This is a genomic window from Paraburkholderia atlantica (assembly GCF_000092885.1).
Taxonomy (GTDB): domain Bacteria; phylum Pseudomonadota; class Gammaproteobacteria; order Burkholderiales; family Burkholderiaceae; genus Paraburkholderia; species Paraburkholderia atlantica.
The window spans coordinates 994,443-1,019,617 of record NC_014118.1; the positions used below are offsets into that span (position 1 = coordinate 994,443).

Genomic DNA, 25,175 nt, shown 5'->3' on the forward strand with positions numbered 1-25,175 from the left:
GATTTGATCGCGCCAGCATATCCGAAGGGCTCTCGCCGAACCAGCGCTTTTAGTCGGTGATGACGTGCCCGAGATCGGCAAAGGCGTCGATCGACGACTGTTCATTGCGTGTACCTTAGTTGGCGAGGAAGTCCAGAACCATGCGGTTGAACTTATCCGCGTGCTCCCACTGCACCCAATGACCGCAACGGCCGAACAAGTGCATCTCCGCATTGGGCAGATTAGCCATCAGGCGCAGACCCGTGTCGAACGGCAGGAAACGATCGTCGCGGCCCCACATGAGCATCACGGGCGCCTTGACTTCCGCTAATCGCGATCCGAAGTCGTGGAATTGGCGAGGGTTAGCGGCCAGACTCTTAGTCCAGTTCTCCAGATGATCCTTGCGGGCGACCATCGCATCGACTCGCATTTGAAGCAGGTCATCCGTCAGTGCGGACGGATCGTAGACGAAGATACTCATCATTCGCTTGACATTCTCGAGCGTCGGCTCGCGATACACTTGATTCAGCAGCTTGATGCCTTCGGTGGGCACCGGGCCAAACATCGAGGGGCCACCCGTACCGCCTCCCATCATGACGATCTTACCGACTCGCTCCGGGGAATCCAGATAGAGAGCGGTGCACGTATGGGCACCCATCGAGTTACCAATCAGGTGGGCCTTTTCGATACTCAACGCATCGAGTACTTGACGCACAATCCGTGCGTTGAAATCGGCGCGCGATCCTTTGTCATTCACAAAGGCATCACTCTTGCCGAACCCCGGCACGTCGATCAGCAGCACACGATATCCCGCCGCGACGACAGCATCGATATTGCGATGATAGTTTGCCCATCCGCTGGCCCCGGGACCTGAACCGTGAAGCATCACTACCGGATAGCTCTCTTTCGCACCCACGTCGTTGTAGTGCACGTTGTAACTCAACCCGGTAGTCGCATCGCTGACGGTACAGAATTGACTCGTACTTTGTTCGGTATATGCGCTCATATGCATGCTCCTAAATTTCTCTTCAGTATCCAAGCTTGAAAATCGAAACCAACTTTGCCAGTTGCTGCGCCTCGTCTCGCAAGGCCTGACTCGCATCTGTCGATTCCTCGACCATAGCAGAGTTCCTTTGCACCTGTTCGTCCATATTCATGACCGCGCGATTGATTTGCTCAATACCCGCCGCTTGCTCATTCGTCGCCGCTGAAATCTCCGAAACGATTGATGACACCCGGCGCGTCGACTCAACGACGCCGCTCATCGTCAGCCCGGCCTCGTCAACCAGCCGCGCACCCGTGCTAACTTGAGCAACCGAGTCGTCGATCAATTCCTTGATCTCTTTCCCCGCCTGCGCCGAACGTTGAGCCAAGGTCCGAACCTCCGAAGCAACCACCGCAAATCCACGACCCTGCTCACCCGCCCGAGCAGCTTCCACCGCGGCATTCAGAGCCAGGATATTGGTTTGGAAAGCGATGCCATCGATCACGCCGATAATTTCGACAATTCGCTGAGAGGACTGATCGATCGAAGACATCGTTTCCACCACGCGCCCGACAGCTTCGCCGCATTTGCCTGCGACTTCCGAAGCCTCTTTCGCCAACTCATCAGCTTTCGTCGCGTTATCGGCAGTATTTTTGACGATGGAACTCAATTCCTCGATTGACGCCGCAGTCTCCTCCAGATTCGCGGCTTGCGATTCCGTACGACCCGACAATTCCCTGGTACCGGATGCGATTTTCCCGGATGCGTCGGCGATCGAATCGGATGACGTTCGCACATCGCGGACAATCTTTGTCAGACTGTCGCTCATATCGCGAAGGCTGGCCAACAATCGTGCCGTTTCTTCTTTCGATCTGGCGTCCATTCGATCATCTATCTCCGTCGTTTTTGATAGATCACCTTGAGCGACACTCAGCGCCATCGATACCGCTTTATTGATAGGATTTGAAATAGCCCGAATCAGCCAGATCCCGAATGCGATCGCCATGATCAATCCTCCGATCACGGCAGCCATAGAAAGCGCACGCACAATAACGTAACGATTTTGCGCCTGTCTATACGCACTTTCTGTAGCCCGCATTTCAGCGGCCATCAGCCCATCCAAACCGTCCTGAACCGGCTGGTATAGCGACTCCAACGGACCTTCAACGACGGCGGAAACTTTCTGCAGATCATGCTCCGCCATGGCCTGCATCGCAGGCTGGAGCGCCTCTTTGAAATATTGCCCAAAGGTAGGCCAGAAAGTGTCCGCTTTCTGCTTCGCTTCGGGCGATATATCAGCCGTGTATTCTTTCCATGCGGTATTTCCCGCGCTCAAATCGACCTTAAACTTCTCCAGCTTCGCATCGATTACAGCGGCATCGGTACTATATGTCGCACTGGCTACCGAATAGCGGAGGCGATTAAGCGACCGAATCATGAGGTCCAGGCGATGCATTGCGGTCAGGTGTGTCTCATAGACTTCCCGCAACGAGTTATTCACTTCGCTGAGGCTGTACAGCCCCATACTCCCAACACATACCAGCAGAAAACTCAACACCCCCATCGCAACGATCAATCGTCTTTTAATTGTGATTTCTTTAAACATGACCCTATTTCTCTAAAGTGAACTAGTCTTCTGTCAACCCCGGTACCGCTGAGTTTTTCGATCCCGGCAGAGCCTGCTTCACTATCCATAACGCTTGCAAAAGCAAAAGAAGTACCCGGAGAAAATCTCCGAGTACTTCTTCCTTGACGGCCGCTTAACTCAGAAATTCACACGGTCATACCGCCATCAACGCTGAGCGTCGATCCCGTCACATAACTCGACTGGTCCGAAAGGAGGAAAAGAACCGCTTTGCCGACTTCTTGCGGTTGGCCGATCCGACCCATTGGAATCATGCTGTCCAGAAGGTGAACGTCCCCACCCGTGCTGCGCATATAGTTCGGGGTCTCCGTAGCACCAGGACACACTGCGTTGATGCGAATATTGAAATTCGCATATTCTTTCGCGACCGCCTTCGTGAGGCCCACAACCGCGTGTTTAGCGGCCACGTAGTGGGCAATGCCATTCATACCGCGGATGCCGAAGATCGAGGCATTGTTGAGAATCACGCCGCCGCCACTACGAAGCATAGCTTCAATCTGGAACTTCACGCCGTAGTACACGCCCTTAAAATTCAGGTCGATAACCCACTCAGCTTCTTCGATCGACGTTTCATGAATGGGGTGAAAGTCACCGTGACCGCCCGCGTTATTGAACGCAAAATCCAGCCGCCCGAAGCGTTCTTCCACATAGTTCACCAGCGATTGGTTGTCCTCGCGCTTCGAGACATCGCCAAGAAAAATTTCAGCTTGGCCACCCAATTGCTGGATTTCCTGACGCACCTGAGAAAGCTTGTCCGCCGTACGTCCGCAAAGAACGACGACAGCGCCCTCTGTCGCCAGTTCCAATGCAGCCGCGCGACCCATGCCTGAACCGCCACCCGTCACCAAACCGACCTTGCCCTTCATCAACATCATTTGCCCTCCTGGATTTCTATAGTTCGTTTATGCCGCGATGGCTTCGGATTCTCCGGGCACCCGATCCTCGTGTGTCATATTGCGCCGAATGACTACCGCTTGCCCGCCATGAAGCTTGTCGTTGATCCACGCCGACAACGAAGAATCCATATAGTCGGCATGACCTGGAAACCAGTCGATCAGCGATTGGGCGAGCCGATGAACGGTGCTCAACCCCACCGCACCTACGATCGCCATTTGATGCACTCGCTGCACCGCTTCCAGCACTTCGTCGTGTTGATCTCGATGGCACTTGGAATAGGCTTCCGGGAACGCGGTCTTGTCCATCCACGAATGCTCGAGTTCGAAATGGGAAACCAGATGAGACTCCATCGCGGCAAGACATGCCAATGCCGTTTCCACCGTCGAGTTCCGCAATGCATTGACAACGGCCACGAACTCTTCATGCGAATCGTCCATCGGTCCGTGGCCCATTAGCATCGCATCATTCCATTCGAGCCTTTCCACGTGCCTGGCTTGACGCGGCGCGTGGTGATGTTCGTGGTGTGCAGGTGTTTGTCGAGTGTTCATCATTCAGTCTCCCACATCTCTCTACTACATCTCAGTAACGTTTCGTTCCAATCAACACGGAAGCCATCACCGCGGGTTGTGTGCTCTTATTACGCCACGCATGACGGGTTCCGTTTTGAATAACGATGTCCCCGGCCTTGAGATCGCGCTGCTCGCCGTCATCGAGTTCGAGCGTCAGTTCGCCGCTGAGAACGATATCGTAGTCCACGGAGTCCGTGACATGAAAACCCGAACCATTCGGCTCAAAACATTCGGCCAGGCCAGGCAACACTGCCGCGTACTCGGCACCGGCCGCTGCGCCATCGAAATCGGCCGCGGACATCACCGCATCGGGCGGAAACTGCACGATCATGAAACGCGTGCCATTCAGTGCCGGCATGACCGTGACTTGCCCCTGAACCGGATCGCCGCCGGAATGGGGGAGCACGGTTTCGGGGCTCGTGGCCCAAACCTGCGTGGTCTTGAAACCACGAACGGCGGCAAATGCATGACCCGCTTCATCGCTATCCGATAGAACGACGGATTTGCCTTCAACCTGGCCGGTAACAACACGACGTACCATTTGAAATCCCCTGATTTGTTTCGAGAATTACTGTGTAATCACAACGTTGACGAAACCGCCAGCGCGCTTTTCCGCATCGAGCAGGGCTTCGTTGGCCTGATCGAGCGTGTACGTGTGGTTTTCGAATGTCGACAGGTCGAGCGTACCTGCGTCGATCATGTTCACCATGTCCTGGCCTTCGCCAACCGTGAACCACAGCGAACCGATGATCGACAGCGCTGAACACATCATTTCATGCATGTTGATCGGTACTTCATTGATCTGTGCGCCGATTTCCACCATGCGACCGCCGCGACGCAGGCAACCGATTGCGTCCTTCGTCGTTTGCATATTGGTCGGGCTCGGCGCAATAGCATCAATCACCGAATCGACGCCCAAGCCGTCCGTCTGGTCCTTAGCCCAGGCCTGGAGGCTACCGGAGCCGTATGAGAAGGTCGAGATACGCTTTGGATCGATCGCCTTGACGCGGGCCAGCGTTTCTTCATTGCGAGCCACGACCAGAATTTTGGTTGCGCCCATCGCGCGTGCGATCAGCGTAGCGCCCAGACCCAGCGTACCTGTGCCGCCGATAATCATCACGGTCTTGCCGCCAGCAACACCCGCCTTGCGCAGACCCGAATAGGCAGTACCCAGATAACCGAAGCGAGCGCCCGTTTCGAACGACACGTTGTCGCTGAGCTTCACGAGACCGTCAGCCGGTGCCGTCGCATATTCGCAGAGGCCGCCATACGGATATTGTTCGTAGATCTTCTTCGACTTAGGACCAAAGCCGAAATAGCCTTGGAAAGTGAAAGCTTCGCAGAATGTGTTCTCGCCGGTACGGCATGCATGGCACGAACCACACGAGCGACCCGGGTTGATGTACACGCGGTCACCGACCTCGAGGCCCGTTACAGCGGAACCCACCTCGGCAACGACACCCGCTGCGTCCAGGCCGTAGATTGCCGGGAGGTCGGGCACCGTCAGATACGACTTGTCGCCGTAGTTGCTCATGACATTGCGCAGATTTGGCACGATACCGGAGGCCTTCAACTGCACGAGAACATCCGTGGGACGTCGAAGCGTCGGCTTGTCGATCGTGTCGATAACGAATTTACCGCTTGCGTCGTGAACGCGTGCTGCGCGCATGGTGGACATTGAATATCTCCTCCAGTGGATTGTTTTGATTAGGGTGGCTCACCTGAGCAAGCCCTTTCACACTACCCGATTAGAACGAGTGAATCAGACCGAGGTCGAATGCCGTTTGACGGCCGCCCGAAGATGCACCGGGCGTCATCAGAATCTGTGCGTTCATACCCGACGCCTGCTGGAACGCCAAAGCGGAGTAGATGCTCGTGCGCTTGGACAGCGAATAGATCAGCGTCAGCGTTTCTTGATGCGCGTGCGCGTTGTTGAGCACGCCATTGCCCTTCATGTACTGATATTCCAGGTGAGCGTGCATAAACGGTGAGAAGGTATAGGTCACGTCCCCTTCGTAGACACCGATTTGTGCACCGTTCACGGTGTTAGCTGTATTGGTGTACAGAGCGCCAAGTTCGGTGTTACCAAGGATCCACGATGCACCGAAACCAAAGTTACGGATATTGCTGTCCGGGGCGTCCGGGAAGTTTTTCGAATCGTGGCTCTTGATGTACGTGTATGCGCCATTCAGCGATACGCCACCGATGTGGTAGTTCACGCCGTAGCTCTGGCCAGAGTTCGTGCCGAACGAACCTGCGACACCGCCGAAGGCATACTGTGCACCGAACGAGAGGCCAGAGAACACCGGACTCTGATACTTGATCGAGTTGTTGATGGGGGCACCCAGCGACCGGTCGAAGTCGAACGAGCCATTCATGTAGCCACGCCGATTGTCAAGACCGACAAATCCGCCTTGACGCAGGCTCATCGCGTTGACGATCGGGAATGCGGGACCCCAACGATCCGCGATCAGCGAGTCAAACATGAAGTCGATTTGACTACCCGCCGTCAGCGTACCGTACTTGCTGTCGGAAAGACCGACATAAGCCTGATGACCAAATAGGCCATTGATTGCCGCGCCACTATTCAGGTCGATCTGACCTTCGAGCTTGAAGACTGCCTTCAGGCCACCGCCAAGGTCCTCGCGGCCCGTGATACCCCAGAGGTTCGGAGCTTGCGCACCCGGATCGATTTTGAAAAGCTTATTGCCACCGACATTCGAGACGTACATGACACCCGTGTCGAGAAGACCGTAGATATTCACGCTCGATTGCGCGTTCGCCGAATCGGCCGCGATTGCAGCAACCACGGCGCTAACCGCCAGCATACTAGTCTTGAGCTTCATCCTCTTCACTACCCCCAAAGTTTATATATCGCTAAAGCCTCCCTGCTGTGGCAGAAAGACTTAAACGATCTCTTATCGTCGACTACTGCGAATTGAGAAATGAGTCGCAAATTTGAAACATTCAAATAATCGTGAATGTTCCAAATTTCGTGATCTTTAGTTCCCGCTTTTCAATAGATCCAAGGCCACATCCACGATCATGTCTTCCTGGCCGCCGACCATGCGGCGCTTGCCCAGCTCGACCAGAATGTCGACAGTCTTCAGGCCGTACTTCTTCGCGGCCACTTCCGAATGACGCAGGAAGCTCGAATACACACCCGCATAACCGAGCGCGAGCGTTTCGCGGTCCACGCGCACCGGCCGGTCCTGCAGCGGACGCACGATGTCGTCGGCGGCGTCCATCAGCGTGTAGAGGTCGGTGCCGTGATTCCAGCCCATGCGCTCGGCGGCCGCGATGAACACTTCGAGCGGCGCATTGCCCGCGCCCGCGCCCATGCCCGCGAGCGATGCATCGATGCGATCGCAGCCTTCTTCCACCGCGACGATGGAATTGGCCACACCCAGCGACAGGTTGTGGTGCGCGTGCATGCCCGTTTGCGTTTCGGGTTTCAGCACGGCCTTCACCGCGCGGAAGCGGTCGCGCACGTCGTTCATCGTCAGCGCGCCGCCTGAATCGACCACATAGATGCAGGTCGCGCCGTAGCTCTCCATCTTCTTCGCTTCGATGGCGAGGTTCTCCGGCGTGGTCATGTGGCTCATCATCAGGAAGCCGACGGTGTCCATGCCGAGCTCGCGTGCGTATTCGATGTGCTGCTTCGAGATGTCAGCTTCCGTGCAGTGCGTCGCCACGCGGACCACGCGTGCGCCCGCGTTATACGCAGCCTTCAGATCGTGGATCGTGCCGATGCCGGGCAGCAGCAGCGTCGCGATCTTCGCGTGCTCGACGACGTCGGCGACCGCTTCGATCCATTCGAGGTCGCTATGCGCGCCGAAGCCGTAGTTGAAGCTCGACCCTTGCAGACCGTCGCCGTGCGCCACTTCAATCGAATCGACTTTCGCCTTGTCCAACGCGCGTGCGATGTCCTGCACGTTCTGGATCGAGTACTGATGACGAATGGCGTGGCTGCCGTCGCGCAGTGTCACATCGGAGATATAGAGTTTCTTACCGTTGCTCATGTTCTTTATCCTTTACCGCTTATGCCACAGCGACCATGCGTTCAGCCATACGCTCTGCCGTAGCGAGGGCTGCGCTGGTCATGATGTCCAGATTTCCCGCATAAGCGGGCAGATAGTGCGCCGCCCCCTCGACTTCGATGAAAATCGAGGTCTTCAGGCCGCTGAACTTGCCGAGACCCGGCACGTTAATGGGCGCCGATTCCGGAATCACATCGAACTGCACCTTCTGCTTCAGACGGTATCCCGGCACGTAAGCATTCACAGCCTTCGCCATCTCATCAATCGAGGCCTCGATCTTCGCCTGATCCGCGAGATCGGAGAGCGTGTACACCGTATCGCGCATCATCACCGGAGGTTCAGCCGGGTTCAGAACGATGATCGCCTTACCCTTCGCGGCGCCGCCGACGGCTTCGATCGCCTTCGAGGTCGTTTCAGTGAACTCGTCGATGTTCGCGCGCGTGCCCGGACCGGCCGATTTGCTGCTGATGGAGGCGACGATTTCGCCATAGTGGACCTTGGTCACGCGGGACACGGCAGCCACCATTGGGATCGTTGCCTGTCCACCGCACGTGACCATGTTGACGTTCGGCGCATCGATTTGCGCATCGAGGTTCACCACGGGCACGCAGTACGGACCAATCGCAGCCGGCGTCAAATCGATGACGCGAATGTTCGGCTTGTGCTGACGCAGCAATGCGTCGTTCTTGATATGGGCACCCGCCGACGTGGCATCGAACACCACGTCAATGTCTTTGAAAATCGGCAGGTTCACCAGACCCTGGGCACCTTCGTGGGTCACTGCGACACCCAGACGCGCGGCGCGGGCCAAGCCGTCCGAATTCGGGTCGATGCCAACCATCGCCCCCATTTCCAGATGCTTGCCGTGCCGCATGATCTTGATCATGAGGTCCGTGCCGATATTGCCCGAGCCGATAATCGCGGCCTTGAGTTTTGCCGTCATGTGTACTTTCCTGAAATGCGTTATTCGAAGCGAGCCCGGACATTGCCCAAGCCCGAAATACTCACGGTGTATGTATCCGGCTCCGTGACGGCGGCCATGGGGCCCAAGGCTCCGGTCAAAACGATGTCGCCCGCCTTCAGCGGTGTACCGAGTTGGACCATGCGATCGGCCAGCCACACAGCAGCGTTCAGCGGATTGCCCAGGCAGGCAGACCCGGAACCCTGCGATACCGATACGCCGTCGCCACGCGCCATCGTCATCGTCGCTGCACACAGGTCTACGTTGGCCAGTGACACCGGACGTGAACCCAGAACAAAGGCTGCCGACGAGGCGTTATCTGCGACGGTGTCGACGAAGCGGATATCCCAGTTGCGAATACGGCTATCCACGATTTCGATGGCCGCCAGCGCGTAACCGGTTGCCCGGATGATGTCGGCATAGGTATGACGCGTCTGCGTCAGATCGCTCTTGAGGACGAGTGCGATTTCAGCCTCGACTTTCGGCTGAATAAATTTCGAAAGCGGAATTGGCTGAGCATCGCCATAGGACATCGAGGCAAACAGCGCCCCGAAGTCCGGTTGATCCACGCCGAGTTGCTTCTGCACCGCCAGCGACGTGAGGCCAATCTTGCGGCCCACGACGCGCTCACCGGCGGCAATACGGCGATCGACGTTGATCTGCTGAATCGCGTAGGCACTTGCCATATCGTCAACCGCGATTTCTTCCCGCACTGGTTCGATAACCTGACGGGTGGCCTCGGCCTGGCTCAGACGCTGTGCAATCGCGTCCATCTTTTCCTTTGACATCATCTCTTTCATCTCTTTCTTCCGGCTCAGTTCAAAGGTTTTGCATGCATGCACGCAAAACCAGCAATCCACTCGGGAATCGGCTGATAGAAATCCAACTGCGCTTCGTACGCACCGAATGCCGACAGGGCACCGAACGCTGCGACCCAGGTACGGATTTCGTGCGCGGATCTTCCGCCGTCGCGCGTTATCTCCTCGTTGCTCATCCGATCCACGGCCATCAGATCATTTTGCAAGCGGTTGAGGAACGCCAAATCCCATTCGGGATTCAACGCGCGCATGTTCGGTGCGTCTCCGGCAGTGAATGCTTTGGCCGCATTGATTACGCGTTCCTGGCGCGCGTTCCGTTGTTCCGGAGTCAGATTGCGCCCCGTGTGGATCAGACGTTCTGCGATCTCCAGCGAAGCCCCCGCCAGCTCGGGAACGGGAGGCTCATGGGAAATGCCGCCCGAACCTAAAATCAACACCCGTTTGCCGGTCTGCTTCAGGAATTCACCGATAGCCTTGCCCAATAGACGCGAGCGCTTCAGGGTTGCCATCGGCGGTGCCACGGAATTGATAAACACCGGCACCACTGGATAAGAATCCAGGCCGCCCGTGACCTGCTCGAGCGCTTGCGCCGCACCGTGATCGACAAGCATCCGATATGAAATCGACACGTCCACTTCCGCCGCGAGCACACTTTCCGCCATGCGCTTTGCCAGATCCGCATCGATCGGCAATTCGCCCGCAAGGCTCTTGTAGTCCCCAATCGCAGTTGCCGCAGCGCCAATGCAGAACGGCGGCATCATGTCGTAGAAGAACCCGTTGTAGTGATCGGGAGCGAACACGACCACCAGTTCCGGGTCGAACGCACGTACACGCTCCCGTGAGGCCGCGTTGACCCGTTCGACTTCCATCACCACTTCCGGAGATGGGTCGAAGTAACCGTGAAGTGGTGTATGCGACAGACATTCGAGAAGAATCGGCATTTCCTGGCCCTGCTTAAACGTTTCTCTTGCGCTTGAATACCAAGCGTGCAACACGGGCTTCAGCCGTTCCTGCTTCCAGCTTGTGCGTCGTCAGTTGAAGTACATCGCCGTTGAGTTCGGCAAAGCGCTTCTGTTCGCCTCCCACCCAATTCGGGAACAGGCTATGCCGGACCTTGTGCGTCACCACATTGCCCTGAACTTCGTAATCACCTGCATACGTCAGGTACGTCATGTACGCCCGAGCTTTTTCCGCATCCGACGCATTCCACTGGCCGCCTGTCGTGAATGCTTCGCGGCCCTTCTTGCCGATTGCGCAAAACATGCCGTTCACGCCGTACTCCATGAAGCCTTCCAGTTCCTGGCCCATCGGATAGGTGACCCGGCCATCGTCATAGATTTGCTCCCAACGCTGGACTTCCCAGCGTCCCGCAATGTCCAGATTTTGGTTTTCGCTCATAACACTTCTCTCAGTTGCATTTCAATTTGCTGCGATGGCCGAATCGACGAGGAAGTCCACAACCAGCTTCGTGAACGCCTGTGCCTTTTCGATTTGCACCCAATGGCCGCATTCGCCAAACACGTGAAGATCAGCGTGCGGAATGAGGCGCACCATACGCTCCGACCATTCAACCGGAATCACCTGGTCATCACGGCCATGGATCAGAAGCGTCTTGTGTCCAATCGATTTCAGCTTGCTTTCCGGCTGCGCGAGCATTTCCACGCCCTGTTGACGCGGGGCCGGGAATAGCCTGGAGAAACGAGCCTGCACGTCCGCACGAATCGATGCCTCATAACGCATACGGACCAGATCGTCATTGATGATCGAATGGTCATATGCAAAGACCTCCATCAGACCGCGCATGGCTTCCAATGAGGGTTCATAACCCCACACCTTTTCGAGGCCCGCGCTGATCGGCGCCGAGATGCCGGCTGCGCCCATCAGAACCAGGCGGTTGACGCGCTCCGGATGATCCGTAGCCAGTGCCAGTGCGATAGCCCCGCCGAACGAATTGCCGACCACCGATACCTTGTCGATATTCAGTGCATCGAGAAGATCGATCAGCGATTTGACCCAGGCAGCCGGATGCAGCTTCAGATCCGACGGGCACTTCGTGTAACCGAAGCCGAGCATATCGGGGGCCACGACACGAGCTTTCTGGCTCAGCGTCGGGATGATCCCTCGCCAATTAGCCCATGAAGTGACGCCGGGGCCCGATCCGTGAATCAGCAGAATGACATCGCCCTGTCCCTGGTCGTGATAGTTGAGCGTGTAGCCGTTCAATTCGATCTGGTTGGCAATTTCCGGACTAGCGGAGACATTCATTTACTGTTCCTTCTGCGTGTCAGGGAGAACGACAGGCGCACGCATACCTTCAGCAGCCAGCCGTTTGAGAATTTGTCGCGCTTCCTCGCGCTTTTCATCGGGGAGCCATGTGCGGTCATGGCCCCAAAGACTCATACCCTTGAGTTCTTCGACTTCCCAGTCCGGACCCACCGTGCGCGTGGCCCAACCGAGTTCGAACATCCAGCCATCCGGGTTCTTCAGATAGAACGAAGTGGCGTGATCATTGATATGACGACCCAGCGTGACACCGATGGACTCCGGGTTCATCAGCGCCGTATCGTAGGCACGACCCACGTCATCGAAGTCGTTGTATTCCAGCATCAAATGATAGATAGCCGCCTTGCCACCCGTATGGGCGATACCAATCGTGTGGTGCCTTGGATTGCAATGCAGGAATTCAACCTTGAACGGCTTGTATGTGTAATCCGTGAGGCTCATGCCCAACACGTTTCGATAGAGATTCGAAGTCTCCTCGAAGTGCTCCGTAATGAACGCCACATGACCCAAGCCCATCTTACCCATGCGGAATCCACCGATCGGCCGGCCGGGCGCGAATTCCGTATCAGCATCTTTCAAACCGTACGCGATCTCCAGCCGGACACCATCATGGTCGCGGAATTGAATCATGTCCTGGACGCCTCGGAACTCGATTTCTTCCGGAGTCCCTTGCGTCGTTTTATAGCCGGCCGCTTCGAGCGCGGCCGCGCACGCGATCAATGTCTGCTCGTCCGCGACTTCGAAGCCCATACCCATCGTGGACTCGCCTTCAATAGCGGCGACAACGAAACGTTGAATCTTCTCGTCAGCACGAAGTCTCATGGTCTTCCCGGCTTCGAGCACGTCCACCTGCAATCCGACATGTGTCGATGCCTGTTCAGCCCATTCCCGCATACGCGGTGTTTCGACCACGATATAGCTGAGTGCATTGATCAATTTAGATTCCTCTTTTAAGGGCGAACGCGGCCAAAAACACTTTCCAGCAAGATGCCAATCGCTAACATGCGGCGATCCGATCCCCGACGGCCATCGAATTCCATCCCTACCGGCATACCCGTACGGGAGCCACGGCCAATCGGCACGTTGATACCCGGAAGACCAGCACTCGCCATTGGTTCCGTGTTTTGGATCAGGTGACGGAAGTTCTCTTCTTCGTAGATGCTATCGTCCGCAAGCGGCGCAACACACGCCGTAGTGGGGAACATCATTGCATCCAGAGCGTGGGTGTCGAACATCTCGTTGTACCGCGCGCGCAGCTTGTCGCGTCCGCCGCCCACAGCCTGTGCGGAGTCGTAGAGGGGCGCGACGTCGACCAGTTCGCCCTGTGCAACCGGAAATTTGCCGGGCAACACCCAGTTCTCGTAAATCCACTTCACATCCGGGCTGTCGATCTTCGATGCCATCTGTTCGATGGTCATCCGATGCCCGTTTTCTTCCAGATATTCCGTCATGCTGGATCGGGACTCTCCGATCACCACCTGGAATCCAACTTCCGCATTCAATGCGGCGAGGCCCGATTCGCCGAGTTCCACGAAAGTGACACCTAGTGCCTTCAACTTTTCTTTTGCCTGCTCCGCGAGCTCTCGCGTGTCCTCATCCAGATTGACCCAAAACTCCGCGGGAATTCCGAAGCGAAGCTCATGCAAAGATAGGTTGGGCAGTTCGGATTCGCCGGTAATCACTTCGTCCAGAAGCGCGACATCGGTCATCGCCAACGCCATGGGCCCCACCGTATCGCGCGATTTCGCAATCGGAATCACGCCCGTGCCGGAATAGCGGTCTTGCGTGGGTCGAAGTGACGGTACGCCATTGAGCGACGGAGGAATGCGCATGGAACCGCCCGTATCCGTACCCAGAGCTGCCAGTGCCATACGCGCGCCCAACGCCGTTCCGGAGCCCGAGGAGGAGCCGCCGGCAACGCGAGTGCTGTCGTACGCATTGCGCACGCCGCGATTCGGCCCCGTGTTGAACGCGCCGTTGTATCCCGTCGCCCCGTACGCCAATTCGTGCATATTGGTTTTTCCCAATACGATCGCGCCGGCCGCACGCAATCGGGCAACCGTGGGAGCATCCGTGGCCGGTACAAATTCTGCAAATGCCGGAGTGCCCGCGGTGCAGCGAATACCTGCACTGTGGATGTTGTCCTTGATAACGATGGGGATCCCGCTCAACGGGCCCAAACGGGCCCCGCTAGCACGCTGCGCATCGGCTGCAGCCGCAGCCGCCAATGCACCTTCAGCGTCAACGGTAACCAAGGCATTCAGATGCTTACCCTCGTCGATGCGCTCAAGGCAAGCCTGTACCAGTTGCGTACTCGTCATCCGGCCGTCTTTGAAGGCCATCTGAGCTTCCGCGATCGTCAGGTCAGTCACGTTCCGTTTGTTCTCTTGCATTGCGGGACTCCCCTGTGAATACTTAGCCGCCGAACGCAGCGAAGGCCACGTCCTTATTCATCAGCCAGCGTCATGACCTGACCGGCGCCGACGAACTCCACTTCGATGTCCGGACGCTTCATCGACGGCGGGAGTTGCGACTCCACCAGCGGGCGCGTGGCTTCGCTCATCGGAACCGGGAAAATCATCTTGATACGCTTCATTTCGTCTCCTGTGCTACCTGATTGACGGGGCTCATTGAGCCCCGGTATCAAAGTCTTAAAGACCCAATTCTTGTCGCGAACGCGTGAGCGTATCGATCACCGCGTAGAGGATCTTTTCGGCGCACGGCATCAGATCGGGCACATAAGTAGCACCCATGCCACCCAATCCTTCGGCAACAGGAAGCGGAGCACCTTGAGCGGGCCACGGCCAGCCAATGCGGGCCGTCGGGATACCGTAGCGACGCAGAGCTGCTCCGTCCGTTTGTCCCGCCAGGTAATCCGGGGTACCGTGGGGGCGCCCCTCGATATGTTCCCAGCCACGCTTGGCCGATTGAATGATCCAGTTATCGGGATCGGTAGTGCCGCCGGGGACCGAACCGTACATCTCCCAGTCGAGTTCGATCTCGGGCTTACGAGCCGTCAGGTCATCGATAAACGCGGCGAATTGCGCTTTCACATCCGCAGGGCTGACGCGGGGGTTCACACGAACATCGAAAAAGATATCGGTTACCGCCGAAGGGAATGCCGGTCGTTCGATCTGGCCGCCACGAACACCCGCAATCCACCCGTGCGGCGCGATCACGCCCGACGTATTACGCTCGGTATAGCCGGGAAGCCATGCTTGCAACTCCTGAATTACCGTTGCAGCGGGAACCACCGATGAACGGAAACCCGGGACATCATGCGGAATGCCCGCATAGCCCATGGTTCCACGCACACGAATCTTGAACCATGCCATGCCCGGTTCTTCGTGGTAGACCCAGTTCCACGGCTTCATGATGATTGCGAAGTCGGGATACATACCGCGATTCAGCAGTCCCAATACGCCATTGGACATGCCCGAATAGCGTTCCTTGATATCGACGGGCATGCCGCCATCGGCCATACCCAACAACAGATTGCCCATTAGCGGAATGCCCGCTTCGAGGATCGCCGTGCAAACTTCGGTATGCGTGGCGATCATGCCCTTCGGATTCGAAGCACCAAGGCCAAAGACCCAGTCATCCACCTGCTGAGCGTACGGTTGCACATCAGCCTCTTGACCCTCGCCAGAGAGAATTTCTTCTTCAAGAGTACGGTCCAGATGCGTGTCCAACGGTGCGTAAAGAAGCAGCGAAGCACCATTACCTTCACCCCGAATTTCGCCCATCACCGAACGACTGGCAGGAGACAGATCATGAGCCCTGGTTTTGAGGCCGATCGTTTCCATGTGATGCTGCATGTACAACGCAGCGTCCTTGGTCGCGCCCGTAGGGCTATGGATGTTGGTCAGTTCAAACAGGAGCTTTTGAAGACGCTTCGGGTTCAGACTCGCCTTCGCCTTCTCGTACCATTCGGCCTGCTGTGCCGAGAACGGCACCTGTTTCGTGCGTTTGAATTCCATGTCCGCGCTCCTTAGTTCGATGCGACAAATTGTTCGGCGAAGATGTTTTCTGGCTTCACGCCCAATTCGATCAGGCGCGTGGTCGCCGCATCAATCATCGGTTGCGGGCCGCACAGATAGGCAACCGAATTCGGATCCTTGACGTCGTCTTCCTTGAGGGCCGCGACCGGCGATCCCAGGTGCAGGCCGTCACCTTCCTGTGCGCCGCGGTCCACGCAGATGCGCGCTTCGAGCTTCGGTAGCCACTGTTGCCGAAGTTGAATATCGTCCAGCGAGAACAGAACTTCGGGTACAGCGCAACCGAAATTGAGCAGCATCGGTGGGCGTGCACTCGATTTGCGAATCGTGTCGATCATCGAGAGCATCGGAGCCAAACCCGTACCACCCGCCACGAAAATATGCGGAGCACGTTTCGATTCTTCGCGCAGGAAGAATGCGCCATAGGGTCCCTTCAGTTGCAGAACCTGATCGACCTGAATCTGCGTTTCCAGGAAGGAGGACATTGCGCCATTGGGCAGCAGACGGATCAGGAACTCCATTTTCGGCAGATCTGCCGCATTGGAGGATGGCGAGTAGGAGCGCAGAACGCCCAAGCCCGGAACCGTGATCTGGAAGAACTGACCGGGGCGGAATTCCGCCCACGAACCTTCCGCGAGTTCCAGCGTGAGCTTGACGACGTTCGAAGCAATTCGCTCGACGCTGTTGACGAACGCATTGAGTTCCTGCGCGACCGATGACCCTACTTCGCTACCGTAAGCCACCGAAAACGTAGCGTCCGATTCGGCTTGGGTCACGCACAGAAGACGGCTACCGGACGCGAATTCGCTAGCCAGCAGCGTCGAACTTGCGCCCGGGATATTGCTTGCCTGACCCTCTTCCAGTTTGCAGGTGCAACTGGCACACGCGCCCGCGCGGCACTGATACAGCACGGGAACTTCCGCTTTGATAGCGGCATCCAGAACATTTTCGTTATGGTCAGCCGCGAAGGTTCGGCTTACGCCATCTGCAAAATTAATCGTAATCTGATGCGCTTGATTCATGACGATTCAAATACTATAGAGAGTCTGTCTTTATTCTGGGCGACTGAAACCGTTTCTCAGCAGATCACGGTTATTTAAAATCTGTAGGTCCCTGACGGTGCCAATCAGTCACTTTTTGAATGGCCATCCCCGCGCGGGTCACCGTCACCTCGCCATATTTGCGTCCAATGAATTGGCCACCAATGGGCATACCGTTTTCAGTAAAGCCGATCGGAAATGCCATCGCAGGGTGACCACTGACATTGAATGGAGCCGTAAATTGAATCAAGCGTCGATTGGCTTCAGGATCTCCTGCCAAGTCCGCCAACTGCTCGAAAGTTGGAGCCGCATAGGGTTGCACCGGAGCCAAAATAAGATCGACTTCGCACAAGAGCGCGTCCATAGCTCCGTTAAAGCGGCGAGCTTCCAAAAGAATCCGTTGATAGTCCATTGCCGAGAGTTCGCGACCTTGATCAATCAGGCGGCTCAGGGCAGGACCGTATTCCGATGCACGAACCGGATAAGTCGATTCATGCGCCACCGCGGTTTGAACACCGCAATGGAGTTCCCAGTTGCTGCTGACATCGCGGGTATCCGGAACTTTGACACTGATGACCAGGCCGCCCGCGTCAATGATCATTGCGATGACGGTCTCGAGTTGACGCTGGATAACCGGATCGACCCCTTCACTGATCCAGGACTCATCGACACCGATACGCAAGCCCTTGAAGTTCTCTTCGATCGGCGGAACGTTCAGTCCCAGATGAGGGAGCGACGTCGAATCCTTCGTGTCGTGTCCTGTTACAGCGGCGAGCAAAATCAGCGCATCACTAGCGGAACGCGCGATGGGTCCGACATGATCCAGCGATGAAGCCAGTTCAAATGCACCGAAACGGCTCACGCGACCCCATGTAGGCTTGATACCCGTCAACCCGTTTGCCGCCGCGGGAAATCGAATGGAACCCCCAGTGTCGGTTCCCAGAGAGCCATAGCAAAGTCGAGCAGCGGTGGCCACGCCACAGCCCGTGGAGGAAGCCCCCGCCCAGTGACCCGCACCCCACGGATTAACGGCATCCGGAATGGAGGGATGATTGATGGCAAAAGCGCCTTCCGTCATCTGCAGCTTACCCAGCATCACAGCGCCGGCGTCATGCATCATCTGCACCGCGGTCGCGTTCTGCATGGGGATCCGTTGCCCGTGGATCGGCATACCGCCCGAAGTGATGATGCCCGCAGTATCGAACAGATCTTTATAGGCCAGAGGAATGCCGTGGATCGGCGAACGGATTTGACCACGCATCAATTCCTCTTCAGCCTCCTTCGCCTGCTGAAGCGCGAGATCCGGAGTAACCCGCGCATAACTGCGCAGAGTCCCGTCAAGGGCCTCGATGCGTTTCAACTGCGCTTGGGTAACTTCTATGGGACTGACTTTTCGACTGCGAATCAACAGCGACAGGTCGTGTAATTCGAGATTATGCAAATCGCTGGGCAGGCTCATGACACGGACTCTAGTTCGGATCTAATGCGTTATGCAGGTAGGTGGGTTCCGCTACCGGTCGCAATCTTAGATATTGAAGAATTAAGACTGGCGCACTCAAAGCTCACAGGTTCATTTCGGAGAAATTCACTGACCAAGCCTGAGGCGCCGGGGTATTACAGGCATTGCAGGGCCGGGAGTCCCACTCTAAAAGGAATCCCTGGCCGATTTAGAACCAGACCTGATCGACAAAGTACGCCGGACGCTTTCCATCCGCCGTATCCTTGAAGCGCGTGCTGTGGGTCTTTACCGCACCGTAGACGCCCTTGCCCGGCTTCGCGATACCGCGATTGTGGCGCGACGCCAGCTTGCGCCATGTGACCGGCGAAATATCGGTCGAGACCAACTGCTCGTTGTCCCAACCCGTGCCGTCAGCGTAGAAGTGCTGCATTGCTTCGCGAGCGTAAAGATCGCAGTCGTTGAAGCCGTGCAGGCACAGTTCCTTGTAAACGCGGTCGAAACGGTACTTGTACTTTTTGCGGTCTTCTTCGGTCGGGCAGATCTTGACCAGCACTTCCCAGTACTCGTGCGTGTCGTCCGTGATCGGAACGTACCATTCATACTGCACCACATGCTCTTCCGGCCAATTTTCGACCATCAGTACGCCAGGGAGAACGACCGAGGTACGATAGAAGCGACCCTTCAGGTTGTCGATCTTGAGGCCCAGTTCCTTGTTTTCCAGGACCGGCGCCCACTTTTCCGTGAAGAGCCATTGCATCATGCCCTTCGGACCCGTTTCGTCTTCAACGACCTGAATGCAGTCGTCGGTGACGGGAAGGATGCCGAGCGGGAGCACCCAATCATTCACGTGGATAATCGAATTGTCTTTGTGAACCAGGATGTGAGCGTTGTCGAAACCATTTTCGCAAGCAATACGCCAGTTGCCGAAGCCCGTGCGGTGCATGCCGTGCGCAACTGCGTCCTTGTCGAGAATCGACGGAGTATCCGGCCACAGCGGGTGTGGGAAGCGCTCGTTGTTCTCCGGGAAGCGGAACGGCAGGTCGTCCGACAGCGGCGGAACGTCTTCGAGCGGGAAGTCGTCTTCGCGAACGAACACGAACACCATGCCGGCGACTTCTTCAACCGGGTACGTGGTGATGCCGGTCGTGCCGATCAGTTTGTCGTCCGGATTCGCAACGATGGTCGAGAGTTTGCCGTCGTCCAGATTGAACGTGAAGCCGTGGTACCAGCACGTGATGGTTTCCTTGTTGAAGCACATCGGCTTCTCGGAGAGACGAATACCACGGTGCACACACTGATCCTTGACGGCGAAAACCTTGCCGTTGACGCGACGCAGTGCGATAGGAACCCCTGCGATTTGAATGCCCTTCACGCTCGGCACGAGATCTTCGTCGCTGTCGCCTTCGACTTCCACGAGTTCTTTGCTGAACACCGCCGGGTACCAGTGGTTGATGAAACCCCAAGCTGCATCCTTGTACGGCTGATACTGGCTCTGCGATTTCGCATCGTTGTAGCGCGTATCGCTGATACCGTGTTGAACGACACGGCGGCGAACAACCTGTTCTGTCATATAAGTCTCCGAAACTTAGAGGGACGATCCCTACGGGGTATTGTCAGCACGGGCACTCTTTCGCGCCCGTTCATTGGTTGAACCATTCTCGAAAGACTGACCGTACGGATAGGTTATCGGGATGCCCGTTTCCAGGCACTCCGAGAACTACAGGACTATCCAAAGACCACAAGAAATAAGGGGCGGGGTTTCCCTAATTCGAAGACCCGCGCCCCTCTATGCCTTCTCGTCGCCTGGATGCGTAGCGACCTCGATCGAACAGTAGCGGTCCGCATCAGCACGGCACACCGGATGTATCGGATGAAGAGTGGTATTCGCCGCTTCACACCTGATCTTGATTAGCAGGGGCGGACCGCAGCACCGCTATGAATTGCGCGAGATGTTCAACGCGCTGCGCCGAATCGTGCGCGCGGGTCGCCGTGGCGTTTTGCTCCCCAACGACGTTGCATCGGGGGAGATGGTTTACCAGCGGACACGACGCTGGATACAGGCGGATTGTTTGGAGGCCATCGTGAACGATAGGAGTGCGCGCCGGTGTCGGCGAGGTGGCGCGTCAGGTTGCGCGGGGAAAGGGCCAGACGGCCAAAGCGCCGTTCGCCAAGCACGGGGATACCGGCGAGGAACCGGCGCAGGGGCACGCGCCGAAGGGATCGAGCTTCAGGTGATCAAGCTGCCGGAGGCGAAAAAAGAGGTCCGTGTTGCCGCCGCGCCGTCGGGTGGTCGAGCGCAGCTTCGGTTGGCTCAATCGCTTCCGCCGACTTGCCAGAGACTACGAGTGGCCGGAAACACTGGCTGGCCTGCCCTTCGTCTTATTCCCGCGCGCTTCACAACTCTCAACGGAGGGCTTTTCTCATCGTGCGAGAGTCTCGCTCGGACTCTCACCAAATCGGCGCTTATAATCGGTTGCAAAATGGCCTAAGTGGGCAAACCCCCACTGATGGGCCACCGAGGTTACGGTTACCTGGCCCGCATTACAGGATCGCAATTGCTCCCTGACTCGCTGAAGTCGAACCTCCTTCAGAAATATCATGGGTGAGCTATTGCGATACTTCCTGAATCCCGCGTACAACGAACTCGTGCTAACGCCCACGTGCTCTGCAATATCGGATACTGCAATCGGCTTGTGAGCGTTTTCTTCAATGAAGGCTTCCGCTCGGCGAACAAACGCTGGGGCCACCGTGCGCTCGTCGCCGATGCGTCCTTCCGATAAATTGCTATGCTGGCTCGCGAGCAATAGAGAAACCATCATTTGCTCTATCTGAGCATCTATCAACGGAGAGTTAGGAATGTCCTCACCGCCCAGATAATCTATCAGCCATGAAACCGTGCGTGCCCATCTTTGCCCTACGGCAGTATCAAGCGGCATCGCCGTGTCGAATTCAACCTGTTTCGGCCCGCGGTGGCCCAGATATTGCGCGGCTTGACGCTCCAACAAATCACGCTCGATTCGCAAAATCAGCTTTTCAGTGTTCTCCCCATGAACAAGCTGGATCTGTTGACCCGCGTTGAGAACGGAGCCGACACTCGATGACGTGTAAGTCACCTCGGAACCTCGCACGATGCACTCACTGCCGCACAGAGGGATCTGAATCAGGTAAAAACCATCGAATTGACTTGGATTAATCGTAATTTCGCCGCCATAGCTCATGAAACCCACGCCCAGGCCGCCCATCTTTCGATAGTACATTTGGGCATTTATTTCACCTTTCCCCTGCAAACTGATAATCTCATTGTCGCAGAAAACGCGTTGCCCCCAGAGTCGTGCCTGTTCTATGTCTCGCGTGTGGAAATCTTCGAAGTTGGGAAGCAGTAAGCCACTCCTTTTATTGCCGGGCATATCCATATAACCTCTCTCATCTCTCCGGAATTTTCCGAATAATACCGACATAGTGTCAATACGTACTTGTCCCAACTGATTCCCTGCACTCTCCGAGAAGTGCCAGGAATCCTCCTATCCTCCTACTTTTATGAACGAGTAAGGCTGAAATTGCGAAATAGCAGCCGCAGAACCAATCTGTTGACGGAGCGCGAATTTTTGAATTTTTCGCGGGAAAGTCTTCGGCAATTCGCAGAATCTAACAGCCTTCGGTACCTTGAAACCAGCCAGGAGCGATTTGCAGTGGGCAATAATATCGGATTCCGATGCTTGTTGACCGGGCCTGCGCTCCACAAAGGCGCAGGGAACTTCACCCCATTTCGCGTCCGGTTGTGCAACAACTGCCACCACCGCCACTGCCGGGTGACTGTAGATTGCGTCTTCAACCTCAATACTGGAAATATTCTCGCCGCCAGAAATGATAATGTCCTTCGACCGGTCTTTGGGTTTTACATATCCATCAGGGAACAGCACGCCCAAGTCACCGGTTCGATACCAACCACCGGCAAGTGCCTCTTCCGTGGCTTTTTCGTTTTTAAGGTATCCCTTCATAGTGATGTTTCCGCGGAACATCACCTCGCCGATAGTCTGACCGTCTTTCGGGACTTCTTCCATGGTGTGCGGATCCCGGACTGTAGTCCCAGCCTGAAGATGATAACGCACGCCTTGCCGGGCATTCAGAACCACGCGCTCCGCGTTATTGACATGCGTCCGTGCCTGCTGTTTGGCGCATACAGCAGCCGGGCCATAGACCTCAGTCAGTCCGTACACGTGCAGTAAGTCAAAACCGATTTCAGCCATTCGCGCAATTACTGTGGGACCAGGGGCAGCACCGGCAACCATCGCCTTAACCTTGTGCTCAATACCTGCACGCCATTCCTCGGGGGCGTTGGCGATCGTGGAATGCACAATCGGGGCTCCGCAATAATGTGTGACCCGATACCGACGAATTAGATCGAAAATGACTTTGGCGTCCACCCGACGCAGACATACATTAATTCCCGCGCGCGCAGCCACCGCCCAAGGGAAAGTCCATCCATAGCAGTGAAACATCGGAAGCGTCCACAGATAGGAGGGATGCTTTTCCAAATCCCATTCAAGAGCATTACTGATAGCGCACAAATAGGCGCCACGATGATGATATACCACGCGCTTCGGATTACCCTTAGTCCCCGACGTGTAATTCAGCGCGATCGCATCCCATTCACCTTCAGGACCCAGGTATTCGAAATTCGAGTCACCACTGGCAATGAAGTCTTCATATTCGGTATCATTTGGCATTGCGCCGTGATCAATGTCCGACTCGAAATCCCGAACACAGATAATTTTTATTTCCGGGAAACGCTCTCGCACCCGATCAGCTATTGCTGCGAATTCGGTATCTACGATTAAAACTTTCGCCTCACCGTGCTCGATCATGTATAGGATCGAGGCAGCTTCCAGGCGTGTATTGAGAGCATTCAAAACAGCGCCCGCCATAGGAACGCCGAAGTGGGTCTCAACCATGGCCGGGATATTGGGCAGCATCACTGCCACCGTGTCGCCGCGTTTGATACCCAACGAGGCCAGGGCGCTAGCCAGCCGAACACAACGCTCGAATGTCTCACCCCAAGTACGATTTACTCGCCCGTAGACGACAGCCGGGAGCCCTCCATAGACCTCGGATGCGCGGACCAGGAAATCGATAGGGCTCAATGCCACATGGTTGGCGTCTCGTCGCTGCAACCCTCTTTCGTAGATGCTCATCTGGCCTCCTCCGAATTGACTTCTCTCCTGTCCACCCGGACGGCCAGGAGGATAGACCTCCTTCAACGGGTCAGCTTGGTTGTTGGCAGGGTACCGTTCGAGGCCTCCGTGGCGCTATCCGATGCGTGCATTGACTATCCGAAAACCGCAGCATTTTCGGTCCAATGGCAACAAAAAGCCCGCGCAGCGAAATTCAGACTGTCCCTTCCATTCTGCGATCCGGGAGTAATCGTCCTTTTCGCTGAAAAATCTGGCGGTTTGTCATATTTTTACTTTTAAAATCAATGCCATGCACGTTTTCCGAATCACCAGGGCTGATCTCTTTCGAGCAAGTCCTCGCGCTTTCACCCGCACGCTGTTCACGTGCACGCCGTGTCCTGTCGGCATAAATCCTATCCCTGGTGACCTCTGAATCGCCCCTAAATCCGCTTCTATACTGGGGCTTCATATTTCATGAGGAGACGCGCCGATGTTGATGGACGCCAAAGACTCGATTTATAGCCCGACGCAAAGAGGGTCTGATTTTTCCGCGAGAACCGACATTTTCCAGTTCCGCCGAGGAGCGCCGCTATCGCAAGGAACACCTGGCGGCCGCGTGCCGGATCTTCGCCCGACACGGGTTCAGTTTTGGCGTCGGCGGACATCTCACGGTCCGCGACCGAGCATCCGGAACTCTTCTGGACCAATCCAATGTGCGTGCCATGGTCGCGCACGAAAACCTCGCAACTCGTGCTCGTTGATCACTCAGGTACCGTGATCGAAGGCAAATATGCGGTAAATCGCGCGGGCTATGCGCTGCATTCTGCGATTCATGCCGAGAATCCGGACGTCATCGGTTCGTGCCACGCGCACACCGCCAACGGCGATGCATGGGCCGCGATGGGCAAACCGCTCGATTACGTGACGCAGGACGCCTGCATGTTCTACGGCAGTCATACGGTCGTGCGAGACGGGGCGGGCAAGGTGCCAGTGGCGAACGAATCGGGCAATCCGATCGCGCGCGCGTTCAACGATCACAAGGCGATCATTCAGCAGAATCACGGCCTGCTGACTGCCAGCCGCCACAGCATCGATGACGCCGTAGGGACTTTCATCGCGCTGGATCACTGCTGCAAGATGCAGTTACTCATGGACGCGACCGAATCTCGCCCCGTACCGATCGACCCAGGATTTGCAGAGTACTCGCACGAGCCCCTCGGCAATTCGTTCATCAGTTGGCTGCACTTCCAGACCATGCTATACGAGATCAACGAGGAGGAGCCCGACTACCTCGACTGAGCCTGTCGCGATCGCCCAGGACAATGGCGGC

General features: G+C 56.4%; 22 protein-coding genes and 2 pseudogenes. 2 read left to right on the plus strand and 22 right to left on the minus strand.

Annotated features, from left to right (window positions below; genetic code table 11):
- Positions 1 to 115: 115 nt before the first annotated feature.
- The 20 genes from BC1002_RS20505 to BC1002_RS20595 all read right to left on the minus strand — a co-directional run bounded on the left by BC1002_RS20505 (position 116) and on the right by BC1002_RS20595 (position 20,244).
- Positions 116 to 985 carry an alpha/beta fold hydrolase gene (locus BC1002_RS20505; protein WP_013091906.1) on the minus strand — a complete coding sequence of 290 codons (870 nt, stop codon included), beginning with the start codon at positions 983 to 985 and terminating at the stop codon, positions 116 to 118.
- Positions 986 to 1,007: 22 nt separating this feature from the next.
- Positions 1,008 to 2,570: a methyl-accepting chemotaxis protein gene (locus BC1002_RS20510; protein WP_013091907.1), complete on the minus strand. Its 1,563-nt coding sequence runs from the start codon at positions 2,568 to 2,570 to the stop codon at positions 1,008 to 1,010.
- Between the two features lie 167 nt (positions 2,571 to 2,737).
- Complete coding sequence (locus tag BC1002_RS20515) at positions 2,738 to 3,484, minus strand: SDR family NAD(P)-dependent oxidoreductase (RefSeq protein ID WP_013091908.1); 747 nt, start codon at positions 3,482 to 3,484, stop codon at positions 2,738 to 2,740.
- A gap of 27 nt (positions 3,485 to 3,511) precedes the next feature.
- Positions 3,512 to 4,057, minus strand: coding sequence for a bacteriohemerythrin (locus BC1002_RS20520; RefSeq protein WP_013091909.1), 546 nt, complete (start codon positions 4,055 to 4,057; stop codon positions 3,512 to 3,514).
- Positions 4,058 to 4,085: 28 nt separating this feature from the next.
- Positions 4,086 to 4,616 (minus strand): cupin domain-containing protein, encoded by a 531-nt coding sequence (locus BC1002_RS20525; RefSeq protein WP_013091910.1) that lies wholly within the window; start codon positions 4,614 to 4,616, stop codon positions 4,086 to 4,088.
- Between the two features lie 27 nt (positions 4,617 to 4,643).
- Complete coding sequence (locus BC1002_RS20530) at positions 4,644 to 5,753, minus strand: alcohol dehydrogenase catalytic domain-containing protein (protein WP_013091911.1); 1,110 nt, start codon at positions 5,751 to 5,753, stop codon at positions 4,644 to 4,646.
- 70 nt (positions 5,754 to 5,823) lie between these two features.
- A complete protein-coding gene (locus tag BC1002_RS20535; RefSeq protein ID WP_013091912.1) occupies positions 5,824 to 6,921 on the minus strand; it encodes a porin in 1,098 nt (365 codons plus the stop codon).
- Positions 6,922 to 7,077: 156 nt separating this feature from the next.
- On the minus strand, positions 7,078 to 8,097 hold the full coding sequence (gene mhpE / locus BC1002_RS20540) for a 4-hydroxy-2-oxovalerate aldolase (protein WP_013091913.1): 1,020 nt from the start codon (positions 8,095 to 8,097) through the stop codon (positions 7,078 to 7,080).
- Between the two features lie 19 nt (positions 8,098 to 8,116).
- Entirely contained in the window at positions 8,117 to 9,058 is a 942-nt protein-coding gene (locus BC1002_RS20545; protein WP_013091914.1) for an acetaldehyde dehydrogenase (acetylating), read from the minus strand.
- Between the two features lie 20 nt (positions 9,059 to 9,078).
- On the minus strand, positions 9,079 to 9,876 hold the full coding sequence (gene mhpD, locus BC1002_RS20550; RefSeq protein ID WP_013091915.1) for a 2-keto-4-pentenoate hydratase: 798 nt from the start codon (positions 9,874 to 9,876) through the stop codon (positions 9,079 to 9,081).
- A gap of 14 nt (positions 9,877 to 9,890) precedes the next feature.
- Positions 9,891 to 10,835 carry a 3-carboxyethylcatechol 2,3-dioxygenase gene (locus BC1002_RS20555; RefSeq protein WP_013091916.1) on the minus strand — a complete coding sequence of 315 codons (945 nt, stop codon included), beginning with the start codon at positions 10,833 to 10,835 and terminating at the stop codon, positions 9,891 to 9,893.
- A 13-nt stretch (positions 10,836 to 10,848) separates the two neighbouring features.
- Positions 10,849 to 11,292: a lipocalin-like domain-containing protein gene (locus tag BC1002_RS20560; RefSeq protein WP_013091917.1), complete on the minus strand. Its 444-nt coding sequence runs from the start codon at positions 11,290 to 11,292 to the stop codon at positions 10,849 to 10,851.
- A gap of 21 nt (positions 11,293 to 11,313) precedes the next feature.
- Complete coding sequence (locus tag BC1002_RS20565; RefSeq protein ID WP_013091918.1) at positions 11,314 to 12,159, minus strand: alpha/beta fold hydrolase; 846 nt, start codon at positions 12,157 to 12,159, stop codon at positions 11,314 to 11,316.
- Positions 12,160 to 13,113: a VOC family protein gene (locus BC1002_RS20570; RefSeq protein ID WP_013091919.1), complete on the minus strand. Its 954-nt coding sequence runs from the start codon at positions 13,111 to 13,113 to the stop codon at positions 12,160 to 12,162. It abuts the gene before it with no gap.
- A gap of 14 nt (positions 13,114 to 13,127) precedes the next feature.
- Positions 13,128 to 14,570: an indoleacetamide hydrolase gene (iaaH, locus tag BC1002_RS20575; protein WP_013091920.1), complete on the minus strand. Its 1,443-nt coding sequence runs from the start codon at positions 14,568 to 14,570 to the stop codon at positions 13,128 to 13,130.
- Positions 14,571 to 14,623: 53 nt separating this feature from the next.
- Complete coding sequence (locus BC1002_RS36470; RefSeq protein ID WP_013091921.1) at positions 14,624 to 14,773, minus strand: hypothetical protein; 150 nt, start codon at positions 14,771 to 14,773, stop codon at positions 14,624 to 14,626.
- Between the two features lie 55 nt (positions 14,774 to 14,828).
- The gene (locus BC1002_RS20580) at positions 14,829 to 16,157 is read right to left on the minus strand and encodes a M20 family metallopeptidase (RefSeq protein WP_013091922.1); all 1,329 of its coding nucleotides are present in this window, start codon (positions 16,155 to 16,157) and stop codon (positions 14,829 to 14,831) included.
- Between the two features lie 11 nt (positions 16,158 to 16,168).
- A complete protein-coding gene (locus tag BC1002_RS20585) occupies positions 16,169 to 17,197 on the minus strand; it encodes an FAD-binding oxidoreductase (protein ID WP_013091923.1) in 1,029 nt (342 codons plus the stop codon).
- A gap of 70 nt (positions 17,198 to 17,267) precedes the next feature.
- Positions 17,268 to 18,674 carry an amidase gene (locus BC1002_RS20590; protein WP_013091924.1) on the minus strand — a complete coding sequence of 469 codons (1,407 nt, stop codon included), beginning with the start codon at positions 18,672 to 18,674 and terminating at the stop codon, positions 17,268 to 17,270.
- A gap of 208 nt (positions 18,675 to 18,882) precedes the next feature.
- The gene (locus BC1002_RS20595; RefSeq protein ID WP_013091925.1) at positions 18,883 to 20,244 is read right to left on the minus strand and encodes a Rieske 2Fe-2S domain-containing protein; all 1,362 of its coding nucleotides are present in this window, start codon (positions 20,242 to 20,244) and stop codon (positions 18,883 to 18,885) included.
- A 628-nt stretch (positions 20,245 to 20,872) separates the two neighbouring features.
- Between BC1002_RS20595 and BC1002_RS39980 the strand changes: the two are divergent.
- Positions 20,873 to 21,143 (plus strand): annotated as a pseudogene (locus tag BC1002_RS39980) (hypothetical protein); the annotation flags it as partial.
- Here BC1002_RS39980 and BC1002_RS20605 read toward each other — a convergent pair.
- Together BC1002_RS20605 and BC1002_RS20610 are read right to left on the minus strand one after the other, a co-directional pair.
- The gene (locus tag BC1002_RS20605) at positions 21,095 to 22,087 is read right to left on the minus strand and encodes an AraC family transcriptional regulator (RefSeq protein ID WP_041735328.1); all 993 of its coding nucleotides are present in this window, start codon (positions 22,085 to 22,087) and stop codon (positions 21,095 to 21,097) included. The pseudogene BC1002_RS39980 and the gene BC1002_RS20605 overlap by 49 nt on opposite strands.
- Positions 22,088 to 22,195: 108 nt before the next feature.
- Positions 22,196 to 23,866: an acyl-CoA synthetase gene (locus tag BC1002_RS20610; protein WP_013091927.1), complete on the minus strand. Its 1,671-nt coding sequence runs from the start codon at positions 23,864 to 23,866 to the stop codon at positions 22,196 to 22,198.
- A gap of 469 nt (positions 23,867 to 24,335) precedes the next feature.
- Here BC1002_RS20610 and BC1002_RS20615 point away from each other — a divergent pair.
- Positions 24,336 to 25,144 (plus strand): annotated as a pseudogene (locus BC1002_RS20615) (class II aldolase/adducin family protein).
- The last annotated feature ends 31 nt before the right edge of the window (positions 25,145 to 25,175 follow it).

What these genes read in the sequence shown, in the direction of transcription:
- BC1002_RS20505 (WP_013091906.1), bottom strand. Translation starts at nt 985, where the DNA reads ATGAGCGCATATACCGAACAAAGTACGAGTCAATTCTGTACCGTCAGC.
- BC1002_RS20510 (WP_013091907.1), bottom strand. Translation starts at nt 2,570, where the DNA reads ATGTTTAAAGAAATCACAATTAAAAGACGATTGATCGTTGCGATGGGG.
- BC1002_RS20515 (WP_013091908.1), bottom strand. Translation starts at nt 3,484, where the DNA reads ATGATGTTGATGAAGGGCAAGGTCGGTTTGGTGACGGGTGGCGGTTCA.
- BC1002_RS20520 (WP_013091909.1), bottom strand. Translation starts at nt 4,057, where the DNA reads ATGATGAACACTCGACAAACACCTGCACACCACGAACATCACCACGCG.
- BC1002_RS20525 (WP_013091910.1), bottom strand. Translation starts at nt 4,616, where the DNA reads ATGGTACGTCGTGTTGTTACCGGCCAGGTTGAAGGCAAATCCGTCGTT.
- BC1002_RS20530 (WP_013091911.1), bottom strand. Translation starts at nt 5,753, where the DNA reads ATGTCCACCATGCGCGCAGCACGCGTTCACGACGCAAGCGGTAAATTC.
- BC1002_RS20535 (WP_013091912.1), bottom strand. Translation starts at nt 6,921, where the DNA reads ATGAAGCTCAAGACTAGTATGCTGGCGGTTAGCGCCGTGGTTGCTGCA.
- mhpE (WP_013091913.1), bottom strand. Translation starts at nt 8,097, where the DNA reads ATGAGCAACGGTAAGAAACTCTATATCTCCGATGTGACACTGCGCGAC.
- BC1002_RS20545 (WP_013091914.1), bottom strand. Translation starts at nt 9,058, where the DNA reads ATGACGGCAAAACTCAAGGCCGCGATTATCGGCTCGGGCAATATCGGC.
- mhpD (WP_013091915.1), bottom strand. Translation starts at nt 9,876, where the DNA reads ATGAAAGAGATGATGTCAAAGGAAAAGATGGACGCGATTGCACAGCGT.
- BC1002_RS20555 (WP_013091916.1), bottom strand. Translation starts at nt 10,835, where the DNA reads ATGCCGATTCTTCTCGAATGTCTGTCGCATACACCACTTCACGGTTAC.
- BC1002_RS20560 (WP_013091917.1), bottom strand. Translation starts at nt 11,292, where the DNA reads ATGAGCGAAAACCAAAATCTGGACATTGCGGGACGCTGGGAAGTCCAG.
- BC1002_RS20565 (WP_013091918.1), bottom strand. Translation starts at nt 12,159, where the DNA reads ATGAATGTCTCCGCTAGTCCGGAAATTGCCAACCAGATCGAATTGAAC.
- iaaH (WP_013091920.1), bottom strand. Translation starts at nt 14,570, where the DNA reads ATGCAAGAGAACAAACGGAACGTGACTGACCTGACGATCGCGGAAGCT.
- BC1002_RS36470 (WP_013091921.1), bottom strand. Translation starts at nt 14,773, where the DNA reads ATGAAGCGTATCAAGATGATTTTCCCGGTTCCGATGAGCGAAGCCACG.
- BC1002_RS20580 (WP_013091922.1), bottom strand. Translation starts at nt 16,157, where the DNA reads ATGGAATTCAAACGCACGAAACAGGTGCCGTTCTCGGCACAGCAGGCC.
- BC1002_RS20585 (WP_013091923.1), bottom strand. Translation starts at nt 17,197, where the DNA reads ATGAATCAAGCGCATCAGATTACGATTAATTTTGCAGATGGCGTAAGC.
- BC1002_RS20590 (WP_013091924.1), bottom strand. Translation starts at nt 18,674, where the DNA reads ATGAGCCTGCCCAGCGATTTGCATAATCTCGAATTACACGACCTGTCG.
- BC1002_RS20595 (WP_013091925.1), bottom strand. Translation starts at nt 20,244, where the DNA reads ATGACAGAACAGGTTGTTCGCCGCCGTGTCGTTCAACACGGTATCAGC.
- BC1002_RS20605 (WP_041735328.1), bottom strand. Translation starts at nt 22,087, where the DNA reads ATGGATATGCCCGGCAATAAAAGGAGTGGCTTACTGCTTCCCAACTTC.
- BC1002_RS20610 (WP_013091927.1), bottom strand. Translation starts at nt 23,866, where the DNA reads ATGAGCATCTACGAAAGAGGGTTGCAGCGACGAGACGCCAACCATGTG.